This is a genomic window from Bradyrhizobium sp. (genome assembly GCF_050014615.1).
GTDB lineage: Bacteria > Pseudomonadota > Alphaproteobacteria > Rhizobiales > Xanthobacteraceae > Bradyrhizobium.
The window spans coordinates 16,478-29,527 of record NZ_JBEKCZ010000048.1 but is presented as its reverse complement, the minus strand read 5'-3'; the positions used below and the strand labels follow the sequence as shown (position 1 = coordinate 29,527).

Here is a 13,050-nt window from a genome sequence, read left to right as displayed (position 1 = left end):
AAAGCAAAACTCGCGCACACATGCGGCGAGATCGCGGAGTTGTGTCTGACGTCATTGCGAGGAGCGAAGCGACGAAGCAATCCATTCTTGCTTTGTTGCACCATGGATTGCTTCGCTTCGCTCGCAATGACGATCGTTAATCGAGTTGGCTATTTGATATTCGAATCTGTAGCAGCCTTCCGGCTGTCATCATCCGCGAAAGCGGATGATCCAGTCTTCCAGAACGGTTGCGATGAAATCGAGAAGCCGCGGCGTACTGGATACCCCGCTTTCGCGGGGTATGACGACCGCTCACGCTGGGGTCCCTGCGTGCGCAGGGACGACGTTGTTGGAGCGGCTCGCAATGGCGCCTTACGACCAATATGGCGGCCGCTCAAGCGCGTGGCGCGAATGTTCGGAATGCCGCGCGGCCTCCAGCGTGGTGACGCAATATTCCTCGCGCTCGCGCCTGAATTTTTCCTGGGTGGCTTTGAAGTTGGCGACGCGCGTGGCGATTTCTTCCCGCTCGCGAGCGAGGCGGTCCTGAGGTTCGGTCATGCCCATCCTTTTTTTGAGTCGTGTCCCAGAGTCGTGTCCCATGCCTATTGAGTTCCGCGATTGGGGCGTCAATGCGGATAGAGCGTTGCAGGATTGTGATTCCCGCGTATGCGAAGCATATCGCGGTGGATAAGGCTCGCCGCTGCTTGTGGCCTGTGCCGCTTCCCGGTAGCCACAAGGGAGCAGGAGGCTTGCATGGCAAAGATCGATCTGGATTCACTGAGCATCGAGGAAGTCGCAGCATTGCGCGACAACGCGACCGACAAATTGATGGAAAAGGTCGCGAAGCGGCGGGCCGAGCTCGAGGCCGAGCTGGAGAAGCTGTCGCAATACGACAGACCGGCGAAGAAATCCCCGGCCGCGCTTCCCGTCGTGAAAGCCCGAAAGAGCGACGAAGTCGCCAAAAGGGCCGACGAGGTCAAGGAGCCGATCGCCAAGGAGTCGATCGCCAAGGAGCCGATAGCAAAGGCGGCCTAAGGACGACGGATCCGGTGGGCCGTGCTATAACAGGCGCGGTCAGAGTTTCGGATTTTGAGCTTCAGGTTTTTCGGTGATCGCTTCCGATCTTCGCAGCGGTGTGGAACAGCTCGGCGACATGATCGCCGAGGCTTCCACCATCGTCCCCTTTACCGGCGCGGGCATCTCGACCGAGTGCGGCATTCCCGATTTCCGCTCACCGGGCGGATTGTGGACCCGCAACCGGCCAATTCCGTTTGATGAATTTGTCGCGAGCCCCGAGGCCCGCAACGAAGCGTGGCGGCGGCGCTTTGCGATGGAACCGACCTTCGCCGCCGCGCGGCCGGGACGCGGCCACCGCGCGCTCGCCTCGCTCTACCGGGCCGGCAAGATACCGGCGATCGTCACCCAGAACATCGACAATCTGCACCAGGTCTCAGGTTTCGCGGGTGATCACGTGGTGGAACTGCACGGCAATACCACTTATGCGCGCTGCATCGGCTGCGGAGAGGCCTACGATCTTCCCTGGGTCAAACAGCGCTTCGACACCTCAGGCCGTGCACCCGACTGTACCGTCTGCGAGGAACCGGTGAAGACCGCGACCATCTCGTTCGGGCAGGCGATGCCGGAAGATGCGATGCGACGCGCGACGGAACTCGCCCAGCAGTGCGATCTGTTTATAGCGATCGGCTCGTCGCTGGTGGTCTGGCCGGCCGCGGGCTTTCCACAGCTGGCCAGGAATTGCGGGGCCCGGCTGGTCATCATCAACAATGAGCCCACCGAACAGGACGATTTGGCCGATCTGGTGATCCGCCATGACATCGGGGAAACCCTTGGTCCGTTCGTGGGCAATTGATGCCCAATTGATTCGCTGGCGCGCAAGCCTGTTCATAGGTTCCGGCAGATTCGTTTTTTATCTATGCGCCGCAAGCGGGAGTGTTATCTTTTGATTCGAGAGATTCGCGTGGCGTCATCATGAATTGTCATAGATGGGCGCGTGGAGGCGCCGTCGCTTTTGATGACGGGCCGTCAATCATGTGTGGGGTCCGCGGTCATGGGGTCGGACGGATTTGAGAAAAAGCTCGGAGGCCCGCCATCCGGCGGGCCCAGCTCGAACAGGATTGGGCCGGGCGAATTTTCAAGCGGCGGCGTACGCGACCCGGCCATCGATGCGCTATCGGGTCTCGGCGACAGCGCCGCCAACCTTGTCGAAATCTCCGGCGTCATCAAATGGTTCGATGCATCAAAGGGCTACGGGTTCATCGTTCCCGATAATGGCTGGCCGGATGTGCTTCTGCACGTCACCGTGCTCAGGCGTGACGGCTATCAAACCGCCTATGAGGGCGCGCGGCTGGTCTGCGAATGCGTGCAGCGGGCGAAGGGCTATCAGGCCTTCCGTATCCTTTCGATGGACGAATCGACCGCGATCCATCCCGCCCAGATGCTGCCGCCGCGGACCCATGTCAGCGTCACGCCGACCAGCGGCCTGGAACGGGCGCAGGTCAAATGGTTCAACCGCCTGCGCGGATTCGGCTTCCTGACCTGCGGCGAGGGAACACCTGATATTTTCGTGCATATGGAAACCCTGCGCCGCTACGGAATGACCGAGCTGCGCCCCGGCCAGTATGTGCTGGTGCGTTTCGGACCCGGCTCCAAAGGCATGATGGCTGCCGAGATCCAGCCCGAATCCGGCTCGCCGGGACTGTCGTCGCACTAGCCGCGCGACCTTCCACGTTTCTGACCAGAAACGATTGGCTGGGCACAGGTCTGGTATTTGCCACGATCCTCAGGCTACGGTCGATCGGGCACGCATTGTTCGCTAGAATGCGCGCGCTGTTGGGAAATTGCCCTATCGAAATCTTCTGTGGCCAGAGTGAGCGTTGCTTATGAATTGTGATCGAGGCGTTGGTTGGCACCGGGTGCGTGCGTGGGTCTGGATATCGCTCGCTTTGGCCGGCGCGCTTTGTGCCTTCACCGGGTCGGGCGCGCGCGCGGCCAGCATTCAGCCGCTCGAGATCGTGACCAAATCCGGCGTGCAGGTTTTCTCGGTCGAGATGGCAACCACCGAAGACGAGAAGACCACCGGGCTGATGTACCGCAAGGAACTGGCCGACGGCAAAGGGATGCTGTTCGATTTCTCGCCGGAACAGGAAGTGTCGATGTGGATGAAAAATACCTACATCTCGCTCGACATGATCTTCATCCGGGCCGATGGCCGGATCCTGCGCATTGCCGAAAATACCGAGCCGCTCTCCACCAAAATCATCCCCTCGCGGGGGCTGGCGAAGGGGGTGCTGGAGGTGATCGCCGGCACGGCGCAAAAATACGGGATCGCCCCCGGCGATCGCGTCGCCCATCCACTGTTCAATGGCCGATGATCAGGCTGCCGCCAGCCTTGCTGGGCGCGCTTTAAGCGTGTATCGACGACGTTTCCCAAACGATCGGGGTATAGCGCAGCCTGGTAGCGCGGCAGTTTTGGGTACTGCAGGTCGTTGGTTCGAATCCAGCTGCCCCGACCAAATACTGCAGTAATATCAATTTCTTGCAGAAAGCGCCGACCCGCCTACGCGATTTCGTTATCGAGACGCGGTAGGTTTGGGCGACAAAAAGCGATCCCGGGGAAGAGGAACATTGGTATGACCGTCGCGACGAGCGTCCCCGCGACGGCTATCGGCCGGGTGCGCTTTTCCATCGCGGCCATGCTGTTTGCCGTGACCATCGTCAATTATGCGGATCGCGCCACGATTGCGATCGCGGGTCCCGTGATGTCTCGGGATCTCGGCTTGAGCGCCGTGCAAATGGGATTCGTGTTCTCCGCGTTCGGCTGGTCCTACGTCATCGGGCAGATTCCCGGTGGCTGGCTGCTGGATCGGTTTGGATCAAAGACGGTTTACTTCGTCAGCATTGTGACGTGGTCGCTCTTCACCCTGCTGCAGGGCGCCGTTGGCCTGCTGGCCGCGACATCGGCGGTCTATGCGTTGTTTGCGCTGCGATTTCTGGTCGGTTTTGCGGAGTCGCCTTCATTTCCCGCCAACGCGCGCATTGTGGCGGCCTGGTATCCGGCCAATGAGCGCGGCACCGCGTCGGCGATTTTCAATTCGGCACAATATTTCGCGACTGTCTTGTTCGCGCCGATCATGGGCTGGATCACGGTTTCGCTCGGGTGGCCTTACGTCTTTTATTTCATGGGCCTGATTGGTGTGCTGATTTCCGTCATCTGGCTCAGGGTGCTTTACGCGCCCAACCAGCACCCGCGCATCGGCCGTGCCGAGCTCGACTACATCGAGCGCGGCGGCGCCTTGGTCAATATGGATAGTGATAACGGGCGGGAAGCCGCACGAAACCAACCGCCATTTGAATGGGGCTATCTCAGGCAGCTCGTCAGCAACCGGATGATGCTCGGCATTTATCTCGGTCAGTATTGCATCAACACCCTGACCTTTTTCTTCATCAGCTGGTTTCCGGTCTATCTGGTCCAGCAACGCGGCATGTCGATCCTGAACGCCGGCATGGTTGCCTCGGTACCGGCGATCTGCGGCTTTCTGGGCGGCGTGCTCGGCGGCGTGATTTCTGATTTCATCCTGCGAAGAGGCTGGTCCTTGACGGTGGCGCGCAAGACCCCGATCGTCGCGGGAATGCTGCTATCGACCAGTATGGTGATCTGCAACTATGTCGACGCACAGTGGCTTGTCGTGGTGATCATGGCGTTGGCGTTCTTTGGCAAGGGTATCGGCGCGCTTGGCTGGGCGGTCGTCTCGGATACCTGCCCGAGGGAAATCGCGGGCCTGAGCGGCGGGTTGTTCAATATGTTCGGAAATATTTCCTCGATCACAACGCCAATCATCATCGGCTACATCATTCAGGGCACCGGCTCGTTCAATGGCGCGCTGGTCTTTGTCGGAGCCAACGCCCTCGTTGCGATGTTCAGCTATCTGGTCGTTGTCGGGGAAATCAAGCGGCTGCAGTTGAGAAAGGCGGCTTGATCGGAACGCCAGCCTTCGACGAAGGTGATCGGGTATCGGGCAGAAGGGCAAAGACGAGTTGGCTCGCGCCTGCATCATTGCGCTACCGGCGAGTGGTATTTCTTCAGCGCGGTTTCGATCAGCCTGTTGTCGTAGGTCAGGCTGAAATCGATTTTGGTTTGCCGCAGGGCCGGTTCGAGGACCGCAATGGAATCCAGCACGTTCCTGGAGGCTTCCGGTGTGATGAAGCCGTCCCATTGGAAGGCGGAGAGATTTTTCTCCAGCGATTCCCGGTAGAGCTTTTCGTCGCTCTTGTAGTAGGCGGGGGGCAGGGATTTGATAATGTCGTCGATCGACGCGGTTTTCAGCCATTGCATCGCGTGGACGACGGCGTTGACGATGGCCTGCGAGGTATTGGGATTGGCCTTCAGGAATTCGGTTTTCGCGAACAGGCAGTCGGCGAGGTAGTCGCCCGCAAAAGCGGCCCTGGTGCCTTCCGCCGTCCGGCTGTCGGAGAGGACGACCGCATCTCCGCCGTCCACGAGCGCGTTGATCGCCGGATCGAGGTTCACGAGGGCGTCGAGTTCGCCGCCGGTTTTCATCGCGGCGACCGCGCTCGGGCCAGTACCGATCGAAATATAGCTGGCTTCCTTCCAGGATACGCCGGCGCGCTCCATCAGGCCGGCGACAAAGTTCTGCGTGGAAGACCCGGGCGCCGAGATGCCGATCTTTTTCCCCTTTAAATCAGCTACGGTCTTGATCTTGTCGGCCATCGATTTCCGCACCACCAGGACGTTGGCGGGATAGCGGCCATAGGCGACGAGGCAGGTGAGGTTGATGCCCTTTGCCTGCATGCGCAGCGTGTGCTCGTAGGCGCCTTCCGCGACATCGGCGCCGCCGGCCACCAGGCTCTGGAGTCCCGCCGTTCCCGATGCGAACGCCGTGGAATCGATCGTCAGTCCCTCCTGTTCGAAGTATTTGCGGGCGAGCGCGATGGCGTAGGCGACTTTGTTCATCTGGCTGATGGAACCTCCGACCGCGATCGCGATGTTGGTTTTTTCCAGCGCGGCATCGTCCGCCTTCGCCACGCCGGTCGCGGCCAGCGCTACCAGGCCGGCCGCCACAACCGTCGAAAATCGTTTCATCGCTTCCTCCGTCCCGTCGTGGTCTTTTTATACGAGCGTTTTATCTAGCCCTCGGCCCTGTCCGCTCAGAGCGGTTCGTTGCGAAGAATGTCCTGCAGCACGTTGCGGGGAACCCGGATGTCGAGGCCGGCACGCTCCTCCTGGATCAGCATGGCTGCGCGGGAATCCCGCTTTCCCCATCCCTTGTTGAGCGCCTCCGTCATCTCGGCCAGGGTCATGTTGGCGAAACGCATCGGCACATCGTTCTCGCGGCCGAGCGCGGTGGCCAGCGAGACGTCCTTGTGTGCGAGTTCCAAGGCGAAGGCCGGGGTGTCGAATTCATGCGGCAGAAACTGATCGGCCATGCGGTCGACGGCGCGCTGGCGGCCAAGCGATCCCTGCCGGATCGCGGCGAACAGCGCCGCGGGATCGACGCCGGCCTTGACCCCCATCGTGAAGGCTTCGGCCAGAACCATCTGGATGCCGTAATTGGCGCAGTTATGCACGAGCTTGGCGACCGAGGCGTTGCCGCTCGGCCCGAGATAGCGCACCTGATCGCCGAGCAGATCAAGGATCGGTTTGCAGGCGTCGTAGGTCGCGCGTGGGCCGCCGACCCAGATCGCCAGTTTGCGGGAGGCCGCGCCCTTGGGGCCGCCGCTGACGGGAGCATCGAGCATGGAAACGCCGATCCCGGCCAGATCGGCCGAGAGCTTGCGGACCAGCGTAGGAGAATTGGTCGACAGATCGATGTAAGGCGTGCCGGCTGAAAAGCCGGCGCGCAGACCATCCTCTCCGGCCATGATGGCCTCGATCTCGGCGGGTCCAGGCAGCGCCGTGAAAACGAGCTCCGAGCCGGCGGCCAGCGCCTTCGCCGTTTCAGCCCAGACGGCGCCCTTGGCGATCGCGGCTGCAGCGGATTCGCGGCGCCGGGTCAGCACCAGAAGCTTGTGCCCGGCATCCAGCAGGTGACCGGCCATCGGGCCGCCCATGGCGCCCAGTCCCGCAAAGCCTATTTTCATCACGCTCTCCCGTCAGCAATGTCCGGCCGCGCTCAATGGGTCGCCAGAAAACCGTGCAAGATTTCATTCACCTGCGATGGCTTCTCGAGCGGAGCCATGTGAGATGCATCAGGCACGATGTGCAGAACCGCGCCGGGGATGCGCTCGGCCATGGCGCGAGAGGCGGCCACCGGCGTCGATGGATCGTGCTCGCCAACCACCACAAGCGTCGGCTTGTCGAGGCTGGCCAGTCGCGGCGCGGTATCGAGCGTTGCGATCATTTCCCACATGCCGGCGTGAATTTCCGGATCATCGGCAAGCAGCGTCTTGGTGACGCGGTCGATCAGGTCGGGGCGGCGCTTGATGAAATCTTCGGTGAACCAGCGCTCCAGCGTCTGCTTCAGGATGGCGCCCATGCCTTGCGCCCGCGTCAGCCTGGCGCGCTCCAATAGTGCGGTCCGAGCCGCGTCGGGAAAGGTCGAAGCGGTGTCGACCAGCACCATAGAGCGCACCAGGTCCGGCCGGGCGAGCGCGAAATTCTGGGCGATCATCCCGCCGACCGATAATCCGACGATATGCGCCGGTCCGGCATCCGCATCGGTGATTACCCCGGTCAACGTCGCGACTGCGTCGGCGAAGCCAAAACCCTTGGCGGGCTTGGCCGATCTGCCGTGACCCGGCAGATCGTAGGCCACCACATCATAGGCCGTCTGCAGCATCGCGAACTGGTCGCCCCAGTAGGTCAGATCTATCCCGACGGCATGGACCAGCACGACGAGCGGGGCGCCTCGCTTGCCCGCCCGAACGGAATGAATGCCGGAGGCGGATTGCAGCGCGGGAATTTGTGTCATGTCGAATTCATCCATTCACGAAGGGCCATCGATGTCAGATCAGTCGGCGACGTTTTGCCGACGGAGGCTTGGTTTCAGGTGCCGCCGTGTCCTCCGCGAGGACGGCGATCGCGATCGCGCCGGCATTTTCGACGTGACGGCGGCAAGCAAGCGCGGCAGCTTCCGCGTCGCGGGCCTTGATCGTCTTCACGATATGGCCGAGTTCGGCGAGGCTGGCTGCAAGGCGGCCTGGCTGCGCCAGGGTCGTCGCGCGCAGCATCGAGACACGTCCGTGAATGAGGCGCAGCATTTCGACCAGCACGGGATTGTGCGCACCCGCGGTCAACGCCGCGTAGAACCTGGCCTTGACGGTCAGGTGATCGGCGCCGAGCTTGCTGGTGCAGCTGCGTTTCATTTCGGCGAACGCGATTTCCAGGGCCTTGCATTCCTGCTCGCTTGCGCGTTCGACGAATGAGCGCCCGGCCATTTCCTCCAGCGCCGCCCGCACTTCGTAGATCGATTTGGCGTCTTCGGCCGTATAGACCGCGACGATCGGGCCGCGATGCGGGATGATCTGGACCACGCCCTCGGCTTCGAGCTGACTGAGCGCTTCACGCAGCAATGTGCGGCTCACATCCAGCATTTCGCATAATTCGCGTTCGACCAGCCGGTCTCCCGGTGCGAAGCGTCGATCGAAAATGGCAGTACGCAGGGATTCGACGACCTGCTTCTTGAGCGACACGATCGAGCGAACCACGCGAAGCGATGCGACAGTCATGGCAAGAACCTCTCCGGTCGGTCGGTATCCATCATGTGATCACGCATTCGGTGGCTCATCGAGGCGCACCACGATGCCGTCCAGATCGGGGCGGGGCGCCTTGTAGCGCTGCATCACGAGAGGGTCGTGGCCAGGAACGATGTGCTGGGGCGAGGGGGCTGCTGCGCGAAGCTTGTCGAAGCCTTCCAGCATATTGCCGATATGGAAGGCCGTGACATAGGGCTTGTAGGCCTCCATGTTCTCGTAAAAATGGGTGACATCGGAGGCCAGAACGACCCATCCGCGTTTGGTATGGACGCGCACGAACTGCAGGCCTGCCGAATGGCCGGGCGCCGGATGGATGGTAATCCCCGGCGAAAGCTCGGCCGCGCCATCGTAGAAATTGACCCGGCCGGCGTAGTTGGCGCGGACCATGCCGACGACGTCTTCGATCTCGTAGGAATGCTGCAGCTTCTTGTATCGCATGTAGCGGCCGACCGCATAATGCATCTCGGTTTCCTGCAGGTGGAAATTCGCTGCCGGAAGCTTGTCGAAATTGCCGACATGATCGTAATGCAGGTGAGTCAGGATGACGTCGGTGATCGCTGTGGGATCGAGGCCCAGCAGTTTCAGCGCTTCGATCGGGCAGCGCAGATAGTCGCGCTTTCGCTTGGCGGCGATCTCGGCGGTGAAGCCGGTATCGATGACGTAGCTGCGATCCGGTCCGATGGCGGCCCAGACATAATAATCCAGCGGCATCGGACCATCATGCGGATCGCCGCCGACGAAATTGTCCGATCGCTTCGATGCCCGCGTGGCGTAGCGGATGGCGTAGACTTCGTAATTCGGAAGATCTGACATGGCTCTGCTCGTTCAGGGACGGGAGGTGTAGCGCCGGAACGCTTCGGCATATTCGGTCACGCCTGCATCGAGCGGCCATTTCGGCGACCAGTTCAGAAGGCGCTTGGCCGCGGAGATATCGAGCGATGCCCGCATCCTGACGTTTTGCTGTTCGAGCGGCGTCAGGGCGTCGCCGATCTCGATATCGGCCCCCGGGATCGCATCGCGAACGGTCCTGGCGACATCGGCGGCGGTTCGTGCCCTGCCGGAGGCAATGTTGATCACCCGTTGTTCGCCGGCGGTCCATCGCGGCGCCTGCAAGGCCGCGACAATGCCGTCGCTGCAGTCGAGCACATGAGTATAATCGCGCTTCATCAGCCCGCCGGTTGCAAACCGCGTCGGCCGGCCGAGCACCGCGTTCTCCACCATGGGCTTGATATACATCGGGCTGCGCATGCCGAAGCCGTAGATGGCGGTGACGCGCAGACTGAGGAAATCGAGATCCTGGAAGGTCGCATAAGCGAGCCCGATCGCTTCAGCGGCCATCTTGGAGGTGCCGTAATGACCGGCGGGATTGCCGTCACGGATCGAAAACGCCGGATCGGTTTCGATCAGGCTGCTGCCGGAGCCCTTGTGATAGGCGGCATTGCTCGACACGAAGACGACGCGCCGCATCCGCAATTGCCGCGCGACCTCGCAGACATTGACCTGTCCCATGACATTGGTCTGGTAAGTCGCGACCGGTTGCTCCAGCGACACTTCAAGCCCGACGATCCCCGCGGTGTGGACGATCGCTTCGATGTTCTCGCTGCGGCAGACCTCGAACAGCCGGGCGATATCGCCGATCTGACCGGTCCGAAGCCGCGTTGCGACATCGGGCGCAACCGTCAGTGTCTCCGCACTTGGTGACGCGATGTCGTAGGCGAGGGCCTGATGACCCTGCTTGGCCAGCGCCGCCATGACGTAGCCACCGAGAAACCCGGCTCCTCCGGTCACCAAAACATGCATCGGTCGTGTCCGTCCGTCCGTCTGAACCGTTCGTCGAAAAGCATCCTTCAAAAGCAGGAGGGCGCGCTGCTTAGTGCGCCGGCGTCCGCTCCGCCAGCATCACACTCATCAAGGCGACCGCATATTCGCTCTTCGGCCTGGAGTGAACCTCCGCTGCCTCGCGTCCGAACTGGCGCAGCAGGCCGAGCGCCTTCGGATCGAAGGAGGCCATTTTGTCGGCGACCTCGAGCGCTCGCTTCAGCGTGGTGCCGGCCGGCACGATGTCGGTGAGAATGCCGGCATCGGCAGCTTCTCGCGCCGAAATCTGCCGGCTTGTGACGGCGAGCTCGAAGGCGCGCTTGTAGGGCACAAAGCGGAACAGATAGGAAAACACGATCAACGGCGGCAGACCGTGGGACATCTCCGGAAGCGAGAACACGGCGTTTTCCGCCGCGATCGCGTAATCAGCCTGAGCGGTCAGTCCGAAGCCAAATCCGAACGCCTGGCCTTCGACCGCGACGATCACGGGAACGCGCAGCGCGTTGAGGGCATGATTGACTTTCAGGATGGCGTTGAGATCTTCGGCAACTTCAGAGGCGCGCGTCAGGCCCTTGGCGCCGATGCGGCCGCCGCAAAAAATGTTGCCCCGGCCGGTGACGACCAGCGCCCGCAAATCCTTGTCCGAGGCGCAGGTCGCAAGCACCGCCGCGAGATCGAGCAGGTCCTGAGTGTACAGGAAATTGCCGGCATCATGACCCGCCAGGGTAACGACCGAAACACCCTTTCCCTTGGCATCGATCTCGATGGCCATGGCGCCTTCCTCCTTTTGATATTTTGCTGGGGCCCGTGATGAGCCGATCTTCGCGAAAATCTATCACGTCGAAATCGGAGGTAATAGGATTGTATGATAATCTGTCAATCAGTTTGTCGTGTTGATGCGTCGTGGGATCAGGCCCGTCGGCCGTTCCGTCAACGATCGCGACCGTGATCATGCTGACCGTCGCAGAAGTGCGGCTTGACGACCCGACAATGGTGATGTGTCCCAGGGCTACGCCACGATGACGCGCTAATCGGGCGGGTCCAGCTTCCGGCCGCGACCGAGCGCAAATTGACCGACCGGGCCCTCGACGTGGAATTCGAGCCCGGTCATTTTCGAGAACAGATCGATATTGATGCTGCCGATCGCGCATCCACCAAGCCCCATATCCGTCGCCATCAAATAAAGCGTCTGGGTCAAGACGCCGGTATCCTTCAAGACCAGCGAATAGGCGATGGAACTGTACTTCCACGCGGTCCGGTCGAAGCGCGCCGCGATCGTGATCAGGACCTGGGGAACGCCAGGCGCATCCATCGCGAATTCAGCCGCCGCCAATTGCGCATCGAGCTCGGGCGTGGTCGCGCCGATCAGCACCAGCGCGTGCCGGTCGGCGTCGTAATGGTAGAAGCCGCGGGCAAGTCCTTCGCAGTTGGCCACGGCCAGATAGAGCTCGAGCTCGTAGGCGCTGCCTCCGGAAGGATAGGGCCGCGCGGCATAGGAGACCACCGGACCGCCGCCGCCGAGATCGATCCGGCTTTTCCATTTCGACTGGATGCGGGCGGCGCCGTCGAGAAACCGTGCCAGCTCGGGGAGGGTGATCGGTTGCCGGTCGTCGAAGTCGCGCGTCGAATGACGCTCACGCAATAGCTTGGCGACCGGCGAGGCGATCTCCGACGACGTCGCCGCCAGCTTGCGGAGATCGATCTTCTTTCCAGGCCAGCGGGGCCGCACCGCTGATGGCGCCGGCATGACGCCGGCATAGGGATAAAGCCCGCCCAGCGGATTGGCCTGTCGGCCTTCCGTGCTGTGGGTGTGGAACAGCAGATCGTGAAAATCCCAGAGCACGAGACGATCGCCGCCTTCGGAGGGTCTCAGACCATCGCCGCCGGCGGCGGCGTCGATTTTGAACAGGATCTGGCAATCCAGCAGCAATGCGAGAAGTTCATGCCCTGGAAAACCGTCCTGCCGCCGGAACTGCTTGATCTGTCGCGGCGTCGACAGCATGGCGAAAGCAGCCGCAATTGTCGGATCGCAAATTCGAAACAGGGCACCGGCGCGCGGCGATTCCAGCACCATCTCATTGCCACGCCGTCGCAAATACGCAAATCGCGACAGCACGATGACATCGGCGTCGCCGAGCGGCGGCGTTTGCGGCCAATAGTCGGAAATCTGGGGCTCGACGACGACCCGGTCCTTGTCGTCATCCGCGCTACCGAGGCGATATTCCAGGAGACCGCGCCGGGCCAATCGCCGGACCAGCAGATTGATTTCCTTGTCGACGCCGCTGTCAGACGCAAACGAGGCGAGCGGCAGGCCTGTTCCAAGCGTCTGCGCGCGGGCCGCCGCCTCGGTGCTGAATTTTCCCAGACCGACCGCATAGCCGTCGAAGTAGGCGACGATATTTCCGTCCGTCTGCGCTTCGAGCGTGATGTGACCGATCAGCCGGGCCGAAATGGCCGGCGGAGCGATCCGCCGCGCCTGCTTTCGTCCTTGTTTTTTTCCGGGAGCGCGCATCCGGCATG

14 protein-coding genes and 1 tRNA gene are annotated in these 13,050 nt (G+C 61.8%); 6 read left to right on the top strand and 9 right to left on the bottom strand.

The window, feature by feature from the left end; translation table 11 throughout:
• Positions 1 to 351: 351 nt before the first annotated feature.
• On the bottom strand, positions 352 to 537 hold the full coding sequence (locus ABR948_RS10515) for a hypothetical protein (protein ID WP_428116832.1): 186 nt from the start codon (positions 535 to 537) through the stop codon (positions 352 to 354).
• 195 nt (positions 538 to 732) lie between these two features.
• Here ABR948_RS10515 and ABR948_RS10510 point away from each other — a divergent pair, with 195 nt between their 5' ends.
• The 6 genes from ABR948_RS10510 (at position 733) to ABR948_RS10485 (ending at position 4,976) form a co-directional block, all read left to right on the top strand.
• Entirely contained in the window at positions 733 to 1,014 is a 282-nt protein-coding gene (locus ABR948_RS10510; protein WP_428116830.1) for a hypothetical protein, read from the top strand.
• Positions 1,015 to 1,087: 73 nt separating this feature from the next.
• Positions 1,088 to 1,849: an SIR2 family NAD-dependent protein deacylase gene (locus ABR948_RS10505; RefSeq protein WP_428116827.1), complete on the top strand. Its 762-nt coding sequence runs from the start codon at positions 1,088 to 1,090 to the stop codon at positions 1,847 to 1,849.
• A 198-nt stretch (positions 1,850 to 2,047) separates the two neighbouring features.
• Positions 2,048 to 2,710, top strand: a complete 663-nt coding sequence (locus tag ABR948_RS10500) for a cold-shock protein (protein ID WP_428116824.1) — start codon at positions 2,048 to 2,050, stop codon at positions 2,708 to 2,710.
• 169 nt (positions 2,711 to 2,879) lie between these two features.
• Positions 2,880 to 3,371, top strand: a complete 492-nt coding sequence (locus tag ABR948_RS10495; protein ID WP_428116822.1) for a DUF192 domain-containing protein — start codon at positions 2,880 to 2,882, stop codon at positions 3,369 to 3,371.
• A 64-nt stretch (positions 3,372 to 3,435) separates the two neighbouring features.
• Positions 3,436 to 3,512 (top strand) — tRNA-Pro (locus ABR948_RS10490).
• A 117-nt stretch (positions 3,513 to 3,629) separates the two neighbouring features.
• A complete protein-coding gene (locus ABR948_RS10485; protein ID WP_428116820.1) occupies positions 3,630 to 4,976 on the top strand; it encodes an MFS transporter in 1,347 nt (448 codons plus the stop codon).
• 74 nt (positions 4,977 to 5,050) lie between these two features.
• On the opposite strand, the gene ABR948_RS10480 is transcribed toward ABR948_RS10485, so the two are convergent.
• The 8 genes from ABR948_RS10480 to ABR948_RS10445 form a co-directional block, all read right to left on the bottom strand.
• Complete coding sequence (locus ABR948_RS10480) at positions 5,051 to 6,100, bottom strand: ABC transporter substrate-binding protein (protein ID WP_428116817.1); 1,050 nt, start codon at positions 6,098 to 6,100, stop codon at positions 5,051 to 5,053.
• Positions 6,101 to 6,165: 65 nt separating this feature from the next.
• Positions 6,166 to 7,098, bottom strand: coding sequence for an NAD(P)-dependent oxidoreductase (locus ABR948_RS10475; protein ID WP_428116815.1), 933 nt, complete (start codon positions 7,096 to 7,098; stop codon positions 6,166 to 6,168).
• Positions 7,099 to 7,130: 32 nt separating this feature from the next.
• The gene (locus ABR948_RS10470; RefSeq protein ID WP_428116812.1) at positions 7,131 to 7,928 is read right to left on the bottom strand and encodes an alpha/beta fold hydrolase; all 798 of its coding nucleotides are present in this window, start codon (positions 7,926 to 7,928) and stop codon (positions 7,131 to 7,133) included.
• A 34-nt stretch (positions 7,929 to 7,962) separates the two neighbouring features.
• A complete protein-coding gene (locus ABR948_RS10465; protein ID WP_428116810.1) occupies positions 7,963 to 8,685 on the bottom strand; it encodes a GntR family transcriptional regulator in 723 nt (240 codons plus the stop codon).
• Positions 8,686 to 8,724: 39 nt separating this feature from the next.
• The gene (locus ABR948_RS10460; protein WP_428116807.1) at positions 8,725 to 9,525 is read right to left on the bottom strand and encodes an N-acyl homoserine lactonase family protein; all 801 of its coding nucleotides are present in this window, start codon (positions 9,523 to 9,525) and stop codon (positions 8,725 to 8,727) included.
• 12 nt (positions 9,526 to 9,537) lie between these two features.
• Entirely contained in the window at positions 9,538 to 10,512 is a 975-nt protein-coding gene (locus ABR948_RS10455; protein ID WP_428116805.1) for an NAD-dependent epimerase/dehydratase family protein, read from the bottom strand.
• A 70-nt stretch (positions 10,513 to 10,582) separates the two neighbouring features.
• Positions 10,583 to 11,302, bottom strand: a complete 720-nt coding sequence (locus ABR948_RS10450) for an enoyl-CoA hydratase/isomerase family protein (protein ID WP_428116803.1) — start codon at positions 11,300 to 11,302, stop codon at positions 10,583 to 10,585.
• A 255-nt stretch (positions 11,303 to 11,557) separates the two neighbouring features.
• Positions 11,558 to 13,042 (bottom strand): SagB/ThcOx family dehydrogenase, encoded by a 1,485-nt coding sequence (locus tag ABR948_RS10445; RefSeq protein WP_428116800.1) that lies wholly within the window; start codon positions 13,040 to 13,042, stop codon positions 11,558 to 11,560.
• Positions 13,043 to 13,050 lie beyond the last annotated feature (8 nt).